General features: G+C 70.6%; 15 protein-coding genes and 1 pseudogene. 6 read left to right on the forward strand and 10 right to left on the reverse strand.

Annotated elements, in window-relative coordinates; all coding sequences use genetic code 11:
• Positions 1-43: 43 nt before the first annotated feature.
• Positions 44-1,123 (forward strand): type VII secretion protein EccE, encoded by a 1,080-nt coding sequence (locus AB0M56_RS23330; protein WP_364179619.1) that lies wholly within the window; start codon positions 44-46, stop codon positions 1,121-1,123.
• Positions 1,124-1,296: 173 nt separating this feature from the next.
• Here AB0M56_RS23330 and AB0M56_RS23335 read toward each other — a convergent pair whose 3' ends face one another.
• Positions 1,297-1,851: a hypothetical protein gene (locus AB0M56_RS23335; RefSeq protein ID WP_364179485.1), complete on the reverse strand. Its 555-nt coding sequence runs from the start codon at positions 1,849-1,851 to the stop codon at positions 1,297-1,299.
• Here AB0M56_RS23335 and AB0M56_RS23340 point away from each other — a divergent pair.
• Both AB0M56_RS23340 and AB0M56_RS23345 read left to right on the forward strand, forming a co-directional pair.
• Entirely contained in the window at positions 1,850-2,551 is a 702-nt protein-coding gene (locus tag AB0M56_RS23340) for a GNAT family N-acetyltransferase (RefSeq protein WP_364179487.1), read from the forward strand. The genes AB0M56_RS23335 and AB0M56_RS23340 overlap by 2 nt on opposite strands.
• A 13-nt stretch (positions 2,552-2,564) precedes the next feature.
• Positions 2,565-3,356 (forward strand): SAM-dependent methyltransferase, encoded by a 792-nt coding sequence (locus tag AB0M56_RS23345; RefSeq protein ID WP_364179489.1) that lies wholly within the window; start codon positions 2,565-2,567, stop codon positions 3,354-3,356.
• Here the strand turns inward: AB0M56_RS23345 and eccD are convergent.
• From eccD to AB0M56_RS23375, 6 genes are all read right to left on the reverse strand, one after another.
• Positions 3,353-4,732: a type VII secretion integral membrane protein EccD gene (eccD, locus tag AB0M56_RS23350; protein ID WP_364179491.1), complete on the reverse strand. Its 1,380-nt coding sequence runs from the start codon at positions 4,730-4,732 to the stop codon at positions 3,353-3,355. The two genes, AB0M56_RS23345 and eccD, sit on opposite strands and share 4 nt — an antisense overlap.
• Positions 4,729-5,052 carry a YbaB/EbfC family nucleoid-associated protein gene (locus AB0M56_RS23355; protein ID WP_220237990.1) on the reverse strand — a complete coding sequence of 108 codons (324 nt, stop codon included), beginning with the start codon at positions 5,050-5,052 and terminating at the stop codon, positions 4,729-4,731. The genes eccD and AB0M56_RS23355 overlap by 4 nt, the downstream gene beginning before the upstream one ends.
• Positions 5,049-5,333: a hypothetical protein gene (locus tag AB0M56_RS23360; RefSeq protein ID WP_364179493.1), complete on the reverse strand. Its 285-nt coding sequence runs from the start codon at positions 5,331-5,333 to the stop codon at positions 5,049-5,051. The genes AB0M56_RS23355 and AB0M56_RS23360 overlap by 4 nt, the downstream gene beginning before the upstream one ends.
• Positions 5,334-5,491: 158 nt before the next feature.
• Positions 5,492-6,835 (reverse strand): hypothetical protein, encoded by a 1,344-nt coding sequence (locus tag AB0M56_RS23365; protein ID WP_364179495.1) that lies wholly within the window; start codon positions 6,833-6,835, stop codon positions 5,492-5,494.
• 3 nt (positions 6,836-6,838) lie between these two features.
• The gene (locus tag AB0M56_RS23370; RefSeq protein WP_364179497.1) at positions 6,839-7,936 is read right to left on the reverse strand and encodes a hypothetical protein; all 1,098 of its coding nucleotides are present in this window, start codon (positions 7,934-7,936) and stop codon (positions 6,839-6,841) included.
• A gap of 28 nt (positions 7,937-7,964) precedes the next feature.
• Positions 7,965-8,741: a WXG100 family type VII secretion target gene (locus AB0M56_RS23375; protein WP_364179499.1), complete on the reverse strand. Its 777-nt coding sequence runs from the start codon at positions 8,739-8,741 to the stop codon at positions 7,965-7,967.
• A 135-nt stretch (positions 8,742-8,876) separates the two neighbouring features.
• Here AB0M56_RS23375 and eccCb point away from each other — a divergent pair.
• Positions 8,877-12,585, forward strand: a pseudogene (gene eccCb, locus AB0M56_RS23380) (type VII secretion protein EccCb).
• A 46-nt stretch (positions 12,586-12,631) separates the two neighbouring features.
• Here the strand turns inward: eccCb and AB0M56_RS23385 are convergent.
• The 3 genes from AB0M56_RS23385 to AB0M56_RS23395 all read right to left on the reverse strand — a co-directional run bounded on the left by AB0M56_RS23385 (position 12,632) and on the right by AB0M56_RS23395 (position 13,809).
• A complete protein-coding gene (locus AB0M56_RS23385) occupies positions 12,632-12,994 on the reverse strand; it encodes a DUF6086 family protein (RefSeq protein ID WP_364179501.1) in 363 nt (120 codons plus the stop codon).
• Between the two features lie 46 nt (positions 12,995-13,040).
• Complete coding sequence (locus AB0M56_RS23390) at positions 13,041-13,316, reverse strand: hypothetical protein (protein WP_364179503.1); 276 nt, start codon at positions 13,314-13,316, stop codon at positions 13,041-13,043.
• A 103-nt stretch (positions 13,317-13,419) separates the two neighbouring features.
• Positions 13,420-13,809 (reverse strand): hypothetical protein, encoded by a 390-nt coding sequence (locus tag AB0M56_RS23395; RefSeq protein ID WP_364179504.1) that lies wholly within the window; start codon positions 13,807-13,809, stop codon positions 13,420-13,422.
• 301 nt (positions 13,810-14,110) lie between these two features.
• On the opposite strand from AB0M56_RS23395, the gene AB0M56_RS23400 reads away from it, so the two are divergent.
• Together AB0M56_RS23400 and AB0M56_RS23405 are read left to right on the forward strand one after the other, a co-directional pair.
• On the forward strand, positions 14,111-14,818 hold the full coding sequence (locus AB0M56_RS23400) for a trypsin-like serine protease (protein WP_364179506.1): 708 nt from the start codon (positions 14,111-14,113) through the stop codon (positions 14,816-14,818).
• A gap of 86 nt (positions 14,819-14,904) precedes the next feature.
• A complete protein-coding gene (locus AB0M56_RS23405) occupies positions 14,905-15,387 on the forward strand; it encodes a hypothetical protein (RefSeq protein ID WP_364179507.1) in 483 nt (160 codons plus the stop codon).
• Positions 15,388-15,390 lie beyond the last annotated feature (3 nt).

The following is a 15,390-nucleotide window of genomic DNA, read 5'->3' on the forward strand; positions in this document are numbered from 1 at the left end:
CTAGCGTCGCCGGTACCGCCCAGGGAAGGGGACGACTGTGTCCGTGTCAGCACCGCCGGCGCCGGTGGCCGTGACCGTTCCGGCTTCGCGGGCCGGCACCGCCGCGTTGCCGTGGCTGCTGCCGGTGCGGCCGCTGCAGGCCGCGCTGTGGGAGCTCGCGGCGATCGCGGTGCTGCTGGTGTTCGCCATGGATGGGGTCGCGCAGCCCGTGCGGATCACCGTGGCTGCGGTCGCGGGGGTGCTGGTGCTGACCACGTCGGTGCGCGTCGGCGGCCGCCACTTCGCCGCGTGGGCCGGCGCGTGGCTCGGCTACCGGCTGCGGCGCCACGACAGCCGCCGCGACAGCCCCGACCCGCTGCACCGCGTCGCCGGACCCGTGCGGGTGCGCCAGCACGTGGACCGCGCCGGCAACCGCTTCGGCGTCGCCGAGGTCGACGGCGACTGGAGCGCCATCGTCCGCCTGACGCCCGGCACGAGCGAGCCGCCGGCCGAGGCGCTGCTCGCCATCCTGCGCAAGTCCTTCCACGGCACCGACATCCCGCTCGCCGCCGTGCAGCTGCTCACCTGGGCCGTGCCCCGCGGCGCGCAGGTCTACCGCGCGCGCTGGCTCGCCGTCCGCTACCGCCCCGAAGACGCCCCCATCGCCGCCCTCGCCCGCGGCGGCGGCGAGCTCGGCGCGCTGCGCAGCACGGCCAGCGCGGCGCTGAGCCTGATGGTCGCGCTGGCCGAGGCGGGCCATCCGTCCACTGTGCTCGAAGCCGGTGAGCTGACCGCGGAACTGCGCGTCGCCCTCGGCGTCCCCGCTTCACCGGTACCCCTGGAAACCGACGGCGACGGCTGGCGCGCCTGGTCCTGGGCCGGCGCCACCCAGTCCTGCTACCGCCCCCGCTCGACACGCGACCTGCCCCGCATCCTCGGCCTCTCCGTGCCGGAAGCCGCGTTCACCGCCACGTCCGCCACCCTGCGCCGCACCCCGGGCGGCCGCGAACGCATCGACGTGACCCTGCGCGTGGGGGCCCGGTCGGGTGCGGAAACGCCAGCGGTGCAAGGGATTTCGGCCGTTCCGCTGCACGGAGGTCACGAAGCGGCGGTCCGGCGGACACTGCCGCTCGCGCTGACCTGATCGCGAGTCATCCCGACGTCGGCGCCGCCGCGGCGGCCAGCAGCGCACGCTGCCAAGCGGCGCAACACCCATCGTGGCGCCCAGCCGATGCACAGTGACCCTGCGCGCGGGGCCCGGTCGGGCGCGGAAACGCCAGTGCTGCAAGGGATTTCGGCCGTTCCGCTGCACGGAGGTCACGAAGCGGCGGTCCGGCGGACACTGCCGCTCGCGCTGACCTGATCGCGAGTCATCCCGACGCCGGTCACCGTCGCGGCGGCCAGCAGCGCCACCGCGACCCAGCACGCGGTAGGCGCGCCCGCGGAGAAGAACACGCTGCCGAGAGAAGCGACACCCAGCGTGGCGCCCAGCTGCTGAACCGCGTTGAGCAGGCCGGCGGCCGAACCCGTTTCCTCGGGTTGCACACCGTGCAGGGCCACAGTTAAGAACGGCACGGTGAACAGCCCGATCCCCAAGCCGCCGACGGCGAGGGGCACGAGCGGTGACCAACCGGCCGCGAACGTCGCCGCCAGGCCCGCCACGCCGGCCGCCAGGAGGGCGAGACCGGCGAACAACAACCGGCCTCCGAAACGGGGCACGAGGTAGGTGCCGGCCACCCACGACGACACCGCGAGGCCGGCCGACCAGGGCAGCAGCGTCAGACCGGCTGTGCGAGGGCCGGCGTGTTGGGCGACCTGGAGGTGGAGCACGACGACCTGCATGAGGCCCCGGCCGGTTAGGGTCGAGCGCATGACGCTGGACCTCGCGGTGGCGAACGCGGCCGCCTTCTGGACGATCGTCGCCGAAAGCCGCGGCCACGCCGTGACCACGCGGCCCGGGTTCGTCTGCGTGCACGGCAGCGATCGCAGCGGCACGCGGATCGTGCTGCGGACCGCGTCCCCGAGCCCCGACGACGTCGCCGAGCTCACCGAGCTGGCCAAGAACGCGCCGACAGTCCTGGTCGAAGACGCGTACGGCATTGTCGACATGTCGCCGCTGGGCCTCACCTCGCGGCAGCTGCCCGTGATGACCCGCACCGGCCCCGGCTTCGGCGAGCTCGGCGCCTTGCGGGTCGACACCCCGGACCTGCTCGCGACGGTGGAAAACGTGGTCGTCCACGGCTTCCCGCTCGAACGCCACCAGCCCTACGTCCGCGGCGAGGTCTTCCCGCCCGCCCTGCTGGCGCGCGACGGCGTCACCACCTGGCTCGTGACCCGCGACGACGAACCCGCCGGCGCCTGCCTCGTCATCGACGACGGCGCGGCCGTCGGCCTCTACTGGGTCACGACCCTGCCGGCTCATCGTTCCCGCGGCGTCGGCCGCGCCCTCATGCACACTGTACTGTCCGAAGTAGACGGACGAACCGTCACCCTCACCGCCGCCAAACCCGGCAAACCGCTCTACGACTCCCTCGGCTTCACGACGGTCGGCTCGGCCACCTGGTGGGCCTAGGTAGGTTGGCGCCATGACCGTGGGCAGTGCCTTCTGGATCGCCGCCGCCCGCGCTCGGGAGTCCGAGCGCGCGGACCGGCTCTTCGACGACCCCTTCGCCCGGGAACTGGCCGGAGAGCGCGGCTTCGCGACGATGGCCGCCTCCGAACGCGCCACCGGCGGCGAAAACCCGTACCTCCCCGTCCGCGTCCGCTGGTTCGACGACCTGGCCACAGCAGCACGGGACGTCAGGCAGGTCGTGCTGCTGGGCGCGGGCCTCGACACCCGCCCGTACCGGCTGAACCTGCCGGCCACGCTCGACTGGTACGAAGTGGACCGTGCGGAAGTCTTCGCCACCAAGGAACTCGTCCTCGCGCCGGCGACCGCGAGGTGCCGGCGCCACACCGTCGCGGCCGACCTCACCACCGACTGGGCTACGCCTCTGCTCGACGCGGGCTACCGACCCGGCGCGGGAGCCCTGTGGCTCGCCGAGGGGCTGTTCTTCTACTTCGCCGAAGACCAGATCATCACGCTGCTGAAGACCGCGGCACAGTTGTGCGCGCCGGGCAGCCGCTTCGCCGCCGACGTCTCCGGCACCACCGGCCTCGACTCCCTCGCGATGCAGCCCTACCGAAAATGGTGCGCTGCCAACGGTTTTCCACCACCGTTCGGCTCCGACGACCCTGCCGCACTGTTCCAAGCCGGCGGCTGGACCGCAGGGCAGATCACCGCGCCCGGCGCAGCGGACGCCAACCACGGACGCCTCCACCCCCAGCCCGGAGGCGTCGTTCCCGGCCGCACCCACTTCGTGACCGCGACAACCTAGCCGCGCACGGCTTCGTACACCCCCGCGATCATCCCGACGAACGGCACCAGCGCCAGCAGGACCAGGAACTCGGACACGTCCAGCAACCGCGACCAATACGGCGACCGCACACCCTTCGCCACCCGCGTCGCGTACACCAGGCAGACCACAGCGGCGATCAGCAAAGCCGCGCCAGCAGCGAGAAGCAGCATGCGGTTGTCGGTCGCGATCAGCCACGCGCCGGCCGTGAGCACTGTGACCACGCCGAACCCGGCCAGCACCAGGCGTTGCCACCGGCCCGCGTACGAACGCGAACGCTGCACCCAGGCCACGCCCACCAAAGCCGCCAGCCCCGCCTCCCACGGCCCGCCCGAAACGGCGAGCTTCACCGCCGAAGCCAGCACGACGAGACCCAGAGCCACGAGCAACGCCGTCAGAAACATCTGCGCATACGTGGTCCGGCCGATGACCTCCGCGCCGAGGGACGGCTGTTCGTTGGCCCGGAACGATTCCATGTCGTCCGGCACTCGCGGCAGCGGCAACCGGCCCAGGCGCAGCGCGAGCATCGGCGCCACGGCCGCCAGCGCCGTCGCCAAGACCGCCGCGACAGCCGCCGCGGCAACCGGCTTCACCCCGGACAGCAACACCACACCGGTCGTCAACGCACCGAGACCGGCCGAACCCGTGATGGCCACGAAAATCGGCAGCCGGTCGGCCACCGACACCGCGGCCGGCACGCCGTACACCGTCACCGCGGCCAAACCGGCGGCCAACGGACCGGCCGACAAGGAGAAAACGCCGTGCGGCGGCAGGATCGACATCCCCGCCAGCAGCGCGACGAACACCCCCGCCACCGCACCGGCCGCACCCGCGCCCGAGTCACCGTAGGCGCGGCTCAACGCGCCGCCGCCGAGCAGCAGGATCAGCGACAACAGCCCGGTCGCGATCGGCGCCAGCACGCTGCCCGCCGTCGACGCCTGTACCAGCAGCCCACCGGCCGCCAGCAGCACCACGGCCGCCGCGATGCCCGCGCGCCGCGCGATGCGAGGGCCCCACACGGTGGACGCGGCGTCGCCGACGCTGGCGATCGAGTCCACGACGTCGTCGAACAGCAGGGGTCCGCGCGGACGTTCTCGCGGAGTCAGGTGCAGCACCTCGCCGTCGCGCACCTGCGCGGCGGCCACCGTGAGCCCGAGCGCGAGCGGCGCGCCGCCGAGCCGCGAGAGCACCCACCCCGGGTGCTCGGCCGCGGCCTGGCCCGTCGCGCCGGCGAGCCGCACGAGCTGCGGCACGAGCTCCGCGAACGTGCTCTGCTGCGGCAATGCGACGTCCACGCGGGCGCGCGGCGTCACGATCGTCACGCGCCGGGTGGACCCGGCCAGGGCCGGGGCGCTCACTGCACGGACCTGGACGCCTCGATCACCGGGGCGAACTTCGCACTGCTCGCCTCGGCCAGCTTCTGCAGGCCCGCGTTCACCGCCTCGAGCACGATCTCCGACAGGTTGCGCGCGTCGTACTCGCGGATCGCGCGCGGGTCGATGTCGATGGAGGTGAAACGGCCGTCGCCGCGCAGCGACACCGTGACCTCGTTCTGCCGCGAGGCCGCCTTGACCTCCATGGCCTCGACCGAGCGCTGGATGCGCTGCACCTCTTCGGTCTGGCGGCGGACCTGCGCCAGCAGCTCGTCCATGTCCGGCACGGCGTACGGGTCGGTCACAGCTGTTCTCCTTCTTTTGCAGGGTGGTTGCGGCGGACGTGCACGCTGGCGACGAACTTCCGGAAGTCGGGCGTGAGGCGCTGCGCGGCCTCGGGTTCGGCCGTGAAGACGAGCTCCAGCACCACGCGCCCGACCGGCCCGTCGGCGCCCGGCACAGTGAGGAACACCTGTGTCTGCACCAGATCCGTGCCCTCGCCGGTGCGCATGCGCAGCACCTGCGTGAGCCCGGGTGCGGTGGCGTCGCCGACGTCGTGGCGGCTCACCACGTCGAGCAGCGCCATGGTGCGGCCCAGGCTTCGGGGTGAACCCGGGCTCGGGGTGCACAGCGACGAACGCGACACCGGGCGCGCCCGCCCCCGCCGGGTCGAGCGGCGTCCACCCCTCCGGGACGTCGAAACCCAGCGGGAGCGAGACGGTTTCAGGCACAGTCACTGTGTTTTCACCACGACCCCACGTAGTTCACGGCGTCGTCCCACGTGTGGCCGACGTAGTCCGCCGCCTCGTTCGCGGCGCTGCCGACGGCGTCGACCGCCGCGCCGCCGTACTCGCCGATGGTGTGGCCCAGCTTCGGCAGGTCGATGTCGATCTTGGCCCCCACGCCCGCGCCGAGGCCGAGCGCGACGCCCGCCTTGAAGTTCACCTTGATGTGCCCCGCGTCGTACACGGCCTGGCCATCGAGCTGCGCGCCGAGGCCGTACTGCAGCGTGCCGTTGGCACCGACCCCGACACCCGCGACGTCGGCCGAGACCTCGCCTTCGACCTTGCCGCCGACGAACGCGTTGCCGTGTAGCCCCAAGCCATGGGCACCCAGCTGCGCCGAACCACTCACCTCACCGCCGGCGAAGACCGAGGCCTTCCCCTGGGCCTCCGCGACGCCGTACTCGAGCTTGCCGTCCACGTCCTTGTCGAACGCGGCGAGCTGGGCGTGGCCCGAGGCCTTGGCGTCCCAGCCTTCGGAGGTGATTTTCCCGTCGTACTCCGGGGAAAGGCCGTCCTGGTCGTGCTGGGTCTTGAGGTAGGTGATCTCGGTGTTCTTGAAGGCCTTGTCTTTCAAGGTTTCTGGCTCCGGCTGACCGAACGGCGTGTCAGCCTTCTTCGGCGCGCGGGTGCCCTGCAGGCCGTCCCAGGTGAGCTTCTTCCAGCCGGAGTTGCCGAACCACGAGGGCACGGTGCGCGGCCGGCTGCGCCCGTCGAGCGGTTCGCCGTTGAGCCAGCTCAGCGCGCCCGTGCTCCACTTGCCCAGCTCGTGTTCCAGCCGGCCGACGCCTTCGGGCTGTGCCAGCGCTTCGGAAAGCTCGTCGGCCACCTGTTTCGCCATCGCGACGGCCTGTTCGCCGAGCTGGCGTGCGGCGGAGATGAACGCGCCGACCGCGTTGGGGTTGGCGGCCTTGGCCTGGCTGGTGAGCTGCGCGCCGTACTGGTCGAACTGCGCGAGCACGGAGTCGAGCGCCTGGCGGGCCCACTGCAGCAACTGCGCCGCCGACGCGAGGCGCTTGGCCTGGTCGGCCAGCAACGTGGCGTCTTCGGTGAGCTCGTCGGCCGACTTCTGCGCGGCCGTGGCGTAGGCGGTGTAGGCGGCGCCGTCCCAGTCGGTGTGCAGGTCTTTGGCCGCCTGGGAGATCTCGGTCGCCGTGCCGGACACCGTCGACGCCTGCGTACCGCACTGCTGCGACGCGGTGTTCAGCGCCGCCGGATCGCCCGTGACCCGGCGCTGATACTCGAGGAGCACCTGCCGGTAGGACGACAGGACCGAGCTGACGACCCCGGAGGCGTCGACGGCCATGGCCTAGGCGCCCTTCGCGTCGATGTCGACGTGCTGCTGGAAGTGCCGGCCGTTGTAAGTGAGGTCGAGGTTGATGTCGAGGTCCTGGCCGGCGGGCGCCTCGACGGTCGACTGGCCCGTGGACAGGTCGGTGTGGATCACGACCTCTCCTGCGCCGGCGGAGGCGATCGGGGTGACGGAGCCGCCCGCCGGAGCGGTGGGCGCGGTGGGCTGGATCGGCGTCGTGCTCGGCGCCGAAGTACTCGGGTCGACGGCGATCCAGCTGTTCGATGGGTCGAGCGGGGTGCCGTTGGCCGTGACCGGCGTAGTCGGGGTGGTTCCCGTGGTCCCGGCCAGCGCGGGGGGCGTGTAGTTGGTGAACGGCGGCTGCCCGGCCGGCGCCGTCGCCCCACCGCCCACACCGCCGCCGGTGCCACCGGCGATCGCCTGCTGCCCGGCCGCGCTCGCCACCGACGACGGTGCCTGCGGAGCGGTGACCGGCGTGCTCGACACGGCCGTGTTGCCCGTGGCCCCGGCCGCGGCGGCCGAACCGGCGTCACCGCCGTGGAACAGCTTCTCGATCTCGCCGATGATCTGCGCGACCTGCGTGATCTGGTTCGCGAGGTCACCCGCGCCGAGCGCCTTGAGCAGCACGCCGATGGCCGTGATGAACGCCTTCAGCGAAGCGCTCGTGGCCGTGGACAGCGCGACGGCGGCGCCGTAGGTCCACCAATTCGACATGAGCGACGCGACGGTGGGGTTCACCGCCGAGACCACCGACCGGTAAGCCTCCTGCGCGGTCTTCACGAGCGTGCCCGACACGCCGAGCAGCTGTGCGCCCTTCTCGATCACGCCGATGATCTTCGTGAGCTGGTCGAGCGAATCGGTGATCTTCTGCAGCGCCGACTCCGACGCGGCGCCGGACCAGACCTTGCCCAGCTGGTCGGCCGCCTTGCTCAGCTCGGTGTAGAGCGACGCGAACTCGCTCGCCTTGTGCAGCAGGTCGAGCACGTGCTTCGCGATCTGCTCCGGCTGGCCGGTGACGATCTGCGGCAGCGTGGTGATGGGGCCACCCGAGGACGCCGTAGCGTCCATCGCGCTCGAGTTCGGGAATGTCAGCATCGGACCTCACTTGCTCGGGAGTCGGGAGTCAGACGGATGCGGGCCGGTAGACGCTGAGCTTGGCCAGGCCGCCGAGGCCGGGGTCGACGAGTCCGTGGTTGTAGAGGGCGCCGCCGTCGCCGGCCACGCCGATCACCGGGCCGGAGTCGGCGAACAGCAGGGGTTCGACCACCACGACGTCGCCCGCGTGCACGCCGCCGGGCACGTCGCCGAAGGTGCGTGCGGTGCCGGCGTAGACCTCGATCAGGCCGACGCGGGCCTGGTTGTCGGCGTCTCCGGCGAGCCAGTCGTTGAAGTCGGCGACGCCGCGGAAGCGGGCGTCGGTGATCGGGTGCTCGCCCAGCCTGCCGAGGTCGGCGTCGCCGAGATAGCGCAGCACGTTGCCGACGGAGCTCGGCTCGCCCTGCGCCCCGGCGCTGTCGTTGATCGCGATGGTGGCCAGCTCGCCGGCGTGCGGGGTGCCCCAGATCGACGACGAGGGCGCTGCCGCGGTGGAGGTGCCGCCGCCGTAACCGCTCGCCGCGGCCTCATCGGCCGCCTGGTAGGCATCGGCGCTGGTCTTGACCAGGCCATTGATCTGCTGCAGCAGCTGCAACAGCGTGCGCACGGCCGTGACCTGGGTCGACTGCAGCGCCGAGTTGGCCGCCGCGACGGCGCTGCCGAAGGCCGCGAACGACGTCGGCTGGACCACGAGTTTCTCCAGGTCGGCGACCGCGTTGATCCCGTGGGCGACGATGCCGCCGACGTTGCCCACGATCGAGCGCATGGCCTCGGGTTCCGCCCGGTACTCGCCCGCGGTGACCATGGCTCTCCTTCCTGGGTGCGGCGTGCTGCCTCCCCCGTGGGGGTGGCCTCGGCAGAGCGTAAAAGCGCTCCCGGGAGTGAGCGGACGGCAAAAGTACCCACCAGGACGGCCGTGGTGGTGGCGAAAATACGGGGTATGAGCCCGTCGGTCGACCGCCTGGACCTGCTCGGCGAGCAGCCCGGGGAGATCATGCTGCAGTCTCCGCCGATGCTTCCCAAGAGCGGCTCGGGCGGGCTGGTCCAGCTCATGATGTTCCTGCCGATGATGCTCGGCATGGGCGCGATGTCGTTCGTCTACATCGGACGCGACGGCGGGGTGATGACCTGGATCTTCGGCGCTCTGTTCGTGACCGCGATGGGCGGCATGGTCGTGATGTCGCTCGGGCGCGGCGGGATGGCCAAGAAGGCGCAGATCAACGAGGAGCGCCGCGACTACCAGCGGTACCTCGCCGGCCTGCGCACGAAGGTGCGCGCGGTCGCCGACGAGCAGCGCGCGGCGCTCATCGCGCAGCAGCCCGACCCGGCCGACCTGTGGGCGTACGTGGAGACGGGCCAGTACTGGGATCGCCGCCGCGGCGACCGGCACTTCGCGCTGGTGCGCGCGGCCACCGGCCCGCAACCGCTCGCGACGCCGTTGCGCGCGCCGCAGACGGTGCCGCTGGAGGACCTCGACCCGGTCTCGTCGACGAACCTCAAGTACTTCATCCGCACGTACTCCACTGTGGAGGGCCTGCCCGTTTCGGTGTCGCTGCGCTCGTACGCGGCGACGACGCTCTCAGGCCGGCGCCCGGACGTGCTCGGGATGACGCGTTCGCTGCTGGCGCAGCTGGTGACGTTCCACTCCCCCACCGACCTGCGCGTCGCGTTCTGCGTGGCCCCGGACCGGCGGCACGACTGGGACTGGGCGAAGTGGCTGCCGCACGCAACCGCGCCCGCCCTGACCGACGCGATTGGCCGGCGCCGGCTCGTCGCGTCCGGCCCGGTCGAGCTGGCCGAGCTGCTGGGCCCGGACCTGGGCGAGCGTCCCGCGTTCACGCGCCGGCCGGGCACTCCGCAGGACCTCCCACACGTGGTGGTCGTGGTCGACGGCGGCGGCACGCAGGGCGAGCCACGGCTGCTCGCCGAGGAGGGCCGGCTCGGGATCACCGTGCTGGAGGTCGGCGGCGAACAGCCGCGCGCCGCGTCGAACGAGCAGCTGCTGAGCCTGCACGTGGCCCCCGACCAGCTGGGAATGGTCGTGCTCGACGGCGGCACCGAGGCACGGCTGGGTTTCCTCGGCACGCCCGACGAGCTCGACCGCGGCGCGGCGGAGGCGCTCGCGCGCACGCTCACGCCGCTGTACCAGGGCACGGCGGTGGTCAGCGAGAAGCCGATGTCGGCGACGTTAGCTGAACCTGGCGCTCATCGATTTCAAGGGCGGCGCGACGTTCGCGGGGATGACCGGCCTGCCGCACGTGTGCGCGGTGATCACGAACCTGTCCGACGACCTCACCCTCGTCGACCGCATGGCCGACGCGTTGAACGGCGAACTGTTGCGCCGCCAGGAACTCCTGCACGCGGCCGGCAACTACGCCTCGGTGCGCGACTACGAGAAGGCGCGCGCCGACGGGGTGCCGCTGCAGCCGCTGCCGTCGCTGCTGGTGATCATCGACGAGTTCTCCGAGCTGCTCTCGTCGCGGCCCGAGTTCATCGACCTGTTCGTGGCGATCGGGCGGCTGGGGCGTTCGCTGGGGATCCACCTGCTGCTGGCTTCGCAGCGGCTGGAGGAGGGCCGGCTGCGCGGGCTCGATTCCCACCTGTCGTACCGGATCGGGCTGCGGACGTTTTCCGCTTCGGAGAGCCGGGCGGTGCTCGGGGTCGCCGATGCGTATCACCTGCCGCCGGTGCCCGGGTCGGCGTATCTGAAGTCCGACAACGACACTTTGACGCGGTTCAAGGCCGCTTACGTGTCCGGTGAACTTCCGCCGCGCAGCACGATCGTGCGTGAGGACGGGCAGCAGGTGGGGGTGCTGCCGTTCACGTTCGAGGCGGTGGAGGTGCCGTTGGCGGCGCAGCCGACGGCTGAGGTTGCTGTGCCTGCCGCGGGCTCGGGCTCGGGTCCTGGCGAAACGATCATCGGAGCGATGCTGTCCCGGCTGGAAGGCCGCGGTCCGGAAGCGCACCAGATCTGGCTGCCGCCGCTGTCGGAACCGCCCACTTTGGACCAGCTGCTCCCGCCTCTGGGCGACGATCCTGCCCGCGGCCTGTGTCCGCTGGGCTGGGGCGGAAACGGCAAGCTGACCATCCCCGTCGCCCTGGTGGACAAACCCTTCGAGCAACGCCGCGACATGCTCTGGGCCGACTTCTCGGGCGCGGCCGGCAACGCCCTGGTCGTGGGCGCACCGCAAAGCGGCAAGTCGACTTTGCTGAAGGACATCGCGGCGATGCTCGCGTTGACCCACACCCCTTCAGAAGTGCAGCTTTTTGTGCTGGACATGGGCGGCGGCGCTCTCGCCCCGATCGCCGGGCTGCCGCACGTCTCGGGTTATGCCACGCGGCGTGATGCCCAGCGTTGTCGGCGCGTGGTGGCTGAGCTGACGACGTTGCTGGAGCAGCGCGAAGAGTTCTTCGCGTCTCAGGGTCTGGAGTCGATGGCCGCGTTCCGTGCTCGACGCGCGGAGCTGACGGAAAGCACCGACGGCCGCGAATTCGGCGACGTGTTCCTCTTCGTGGACAACTGGACCACGATCCGGCAGGAGTACGAGCAGCTGGAGGAGCAGATCACCGGGCTTGCCGCGCGGGGTCTCGGTTTCGGTATCCACGTGATCGTGACGGTGAACCAGTGGATCGGCGTGCGTGCCCAGCTGCGTGACGCCATCGGTACACGCTTCGAGCTGCGGCTGGGTGATCCGGCTGATTCGTCGATCGACCGCAAGGTGGCGCTGAACGTGCCCGCTGACCGGCCTGGTCGGGGGTTGACTTCCGAGAAGCTGCACTTCCTTGCCGCCCTGCCCCGCGTCGACGGCGACCAGCGGCCGGAGACGATCGGTGCTGGCGGTCTGGATCTCGTTCGTCGCATTACTGCTGCCTGGCCCGGTTCTCGTGCTCCGCAGGTGCGTTTGCTGCCTCCGGAAGTTCCGCTGGAATCGCTGCCCGCCGCGCCTTCCGGACGGGTTGTCCTGGGCATCGCCGAGTCGACCCTGCGGCCGGTCCACCTGCACTTCTCTTCCGATCCCCACTTCCTGGCTTTCGGCGACGTGGAGTCGGGCAAGAGTTCTCTTTTGCGGGCCATCGCTCTCGGCATTTCCACGGCTTTCACTCCCGACCAGGCCCTCATGCTGGTCGGCGACTACCGGCGGGGTCTCCTGGGCGCCGTGGACCAGCCTCATCTGCTGGGCTACGCCGGCGCGGAGAACAGCTTGACGGACCTGGTGGGCCAGTGTGCGACGGCGATGCGCAACCGGTTGCCGGGCCCGGATGTGACACCGGAGCAGCTGCGTTCGCGGTCGTGGTGGCGGGGGCCGGATCTGTATGTGTTGATCGATGACTACGAACTCGTGGCTACTTCGGGGAAGAATCCGTTGTTGCCGTTGCTGGAGTTCCTGCCGCAGGCTCGGGACATCGGGCTGCATTTGATCATCGCCCGCGCTTCCGGTGGGGCGGGGCGGGGTCTTTACGAACCCGTGCTGCAACGCGTGCGCGAACTGGGCTCGCCGGGGTTGGTCATGTCGGGCACAAAGGAGGAGGGGCCGTTACTGGGGGATGTGAAGCCTTCGCCCCAGCCCCCGGGCCGGGGGACGCTGGTGTCGCGTCGGCATGGGACGGGGCTGGTGCAGGTGGCGTGGGCGAAACCCGTGGAGCCGTAGGGCTGGAGCCAGCCCTGCCCAGGACTCGGAGCATGGCCAGCTCGCGTCACATTGCCGGACCGTCCAGCGCGTCGCGGAGATCGAACAGCTCGCGCTGGACCTCGTCGGCGGGCTCGAACGGCACTCCCGCTCGGTCCAGCATCACGAGGCAGACACCGAGAAACCCACGGGTGAGCTCACGGTACATGCGGTTCGCGACCACCGAACTCGCCAACAGCCGCTGGACGAACAACGCCAGCGCCGGCGGGTCGATACTCCAGAAGTCGTTCGCACACATCCCGAAGCCTGCCGCCGCGAGGTCGAGGTTCTCGTTCGCCGCGAGCATCTCGGCCATGCTCATGAAGAATTTGCCGATCTGCAGCGCGGGGCTCCAGACCTCCTCGTCACCGACGAAAAAGATGTAGCTCATCGTGGGACTCCATGTAAATGGTCACAACTGGGCGCGCGCCGAGACGTCAGTCCGCCGACGGCTTCTGCTTCAGAAATTCGGAGTACAGGAGGTGCAGCAGCGCGGCGTACGCGTGCTGATGATCCGCAACCGCCCGCTCATCGGCCGTCATCTCGGCACTCTCCGCCATCTCGGCACTCGCAGCTTCGATGCGGCCCATGATCTCGTCCAGCATGGACAGAAGGTCCACCGGAGCCGGCTTGAAAATACCCCGGTCCACGAACCGGATGACTGTCGTCACGTACTCTGCGGCATCCGCCAGGTCGTGGTACGTGGAGATCAACAGGACATTTCTTCCGATAGGGAAAGGAACCTGCCGCCACAAGGTGTAGGCGTCTCTGAAACTCAGCATCGGACTTCTCTCGGGAGTGCCCGCCTCGCCGCCGTCAGGACGGCGGCGACGGGTGTCGGATTTCGACTTCGCCATAGGGTGAGCCGCTGGAGTAGGTCACGTCCCAGTTCTCGTCGACTTCGAGTCGCAGTCGGCGGGCCAGGGTCCAGCCGCGGGCGTAGAAGCGCCGTTCGGCCTCGTCCGGAGGGAAGGCTGCCGAGCCTGGATCGTCCCAGTCGAAGATGGCGTCCCAGTCGTCTTGCCAGGCGGAGAGGTCGCGGGCGAGGTCCGCGGTCAGCTCCAGTTCCGACGAAGCGGGGTCGACGTTGTCGACGCCGCCCAGGTTCGGGTCGTAGACCCAGAGCGGGCAAGCCCGGGCTTCAGCGGAGACCTTGATCGACCGCCAGACCACCGGCTCGATGACCGGTTCGATGACCGCCTCCATGTTCGGTCTGCGCGGCCAACGCAGCCAGTCCGGCCAACGGAACTCACTCATCACTACCCCCGAACAAACGCCTTCGCCAGAACCGACGATACGGAGCCATACAACCGCGAATCCGTGCGCGCCCCTCACCGCGGGTCACCTCTGAGGCAAGATCGCCCACGCCTACGACCACGATCTGCCGGTGGCACAACACTGTCAGCACCCTACTTCCGTCGGTCCGAGACCCGACTGAAGTAGGTAATAAAGTTTCCACATGCCACCTACGTTGGTGAAATCATTTCATCGACCCAGAGGGGCTTACATGCGTTTCGCGAAGGCAGTGGCCGTGGTGGCCGGGGCGGCCGCGGTGTTCGGCGTCGTGTCCGTGGGGGCGGCGAGCGCGGCCGGGCCACGGATCATCGGCGGGGAGACGGTGGGCTCGGCGCCGTGGGGTGCGCAGGTTTTCTGGGACGACGCCACGGACTTCGGTGGTTTCGAGTGCTCCGGCACGATCATCGCGGCGCAATGGGTGCTCACCGCGCAGCACTGCCTGAACGCCCCCGGCATGCATGTGAAGGTCGGCAACGTCGCGCTCGGCCAGGGCACCGAGGCGGCCGTGGACCAGCAGAAGGCCTCGCCCGACGGGGACATCGCGCTGCTGCACCTGTCGTCCGCGGTGGACGCGACGTTCGTGAAACTCGGCAACGCCGACCCGGAAACCGGTGCCACCAACCAGATCTACGGCTGGGGCCGCACCGAGGGCAACAACCCGCCGTCGGACACGCTGAAGACCGCGGACGTCAAGGTCACGGGCCAGGGCACCGACGCGTTCAACGGCACGGCCATCACCAGCGAGGGCGTCACGGGCGCCTCCTGGCACGGCGACTCCGGCGGCCCCCAGCTCGCCGACGGCGTGCAGGTCGGTGTGTGCTCCACCGGCGAGAACTCCGGCAGCGACAAGAACGGCACCCAGAACTACGCCAGCGTCGCCGCGAGCCGCGACTGGATCAAGCAGACCGCGGGCGTCTGACTCCGTTGCAATAACGAGCCGCCCGCCGCGTCGGGCGGCTCGTTATTGCGATGCGCCGGCCGGGCCGGTTCGGCACACTCGATCCCGTGCTCACCGCCGAGATCGCCGTGGACGTCCTGTCCCGTCTGCAGACCGCCGGCTGTCACGTCTGGGTCGCCGGTGGCTGGGGTGTCGATGCCTTGCTGGGCCGCGAAACCCGCGTGCATTCGGATCTCGACCTGCTGCACCGGGTCGAGCAGGAGCCCACGGTTCTCGCGGTGCTGAACGACTTCACCGAGTCCGAGGACTTCCGCCCGGTGCGCTTCGTCCTCACCCGCCCCGACGGCGCTTCTCTCGACCTGCACCCGCTGCACTTCACCGACGACGGCTCGGCCACCCAAGAGGCCGACTCCACCGGCGGCCTCTTCCGCTACCCGGCCGGCTGCTTCGTCACGGGGACGATCGGCAGCGCCACCGTGCCGTGCCTGTCGGCAGCGCAGCAACTGAAGTTCCACGAGGGCTACGAACCGCGGCCCCACGACCTCGCCGACGTCGCGGCCCTGCAGGCGGCCTTCGGCCCCGCGAAGTAGCCG

Origin of the sequence: Amycolatopsis sp. NPDC051372 (genome assembly GCF_040682095.1) — a bacterium.
Classification (GTDB): domain Bacteria; phylum Actinomycetota; class Actinomycetes; order Mycobacteriales; family Pseudonocardiaceae; genus Amycolatopsis.

Excerpts from the sequence above, each read along its gene's own strand:
- AB0M56_RS23340 (WP_364179487.1), top strand. The coding sequence starts at position 1,850 with ATGACGCTGGACCTCGCGGTGGCGAACGCGGCCGCCTTCTGGACGATC.
- AB0M56_RS23335 (WP_364179485.1), bottom strand. The coding sequence starts at position 1,851 with ATGCGCTCGACCCTAACCGGCCGGGGCCTCATGCAGGTCGTCGTGCTC.
- AB0M56_RS23345 (WP_364179489.1), top strand. The coding sequence starts at position 2,565 with ATGACCGTGGGCAGTGCCTTCTGGATCGCCGCCGCCCGCGCTCGGGAG.
- AB0M56_RS23360 (WP_364179493.1), bottom strand. The coding sequence starts at position 5,333 with ATGGCGCTGCTCGACGTGGTGAGCCGCCACGACGTCGGCGACGCCACC.
- AB0M56_RS23365 (WP_364179495.1), bottom strand. The coding sequence starts at position 6,835 with ATGGCCGTCGACGCCTCCGGGGTCGTCAGCTCGGTCCTGTCGTCCTAC.
- AB0M56_RS23370 (WP_364179497.1), bottom strand. The coding sequence starts at position 7,936 with ATGCTGACATTCCCGAACTCGAGCGCGATGGACGCTACGGCGTCCTCG.
- AB0M56_RS23375 (WP_364179499.1), bottom strand. The coding sequence starts at position 8,741 with ATGGTCACCGCGGGCGAGTACCGGGCGGAACCCGAGGCCATGCGCTCG.
- AB0M56_RS23385 (WP_364179501.1), bottom strand. The coding sequence starts at position 12,994 with ATGAGCTACATCTTTTTCGTCGGTGACGAGGAGGTCTGGAGCCCCGCG.
- AB0M56_RS23395 (WP_364179504.1), bottom strand. The coding sequence starts at position 13,809 with ATGGAGGCGGTCATCGAACCGGTCATCGAGCCGGTGGTCTGGCGGTCG.
- AB0M56_RS23400 (WP_364179506.1), top strand. The coding sequence starts at position 14,111 with ATGCGTTTCGCGAAGGCAGTGGCCGTGGTGGCCGGGGCGGCCGCGGTG.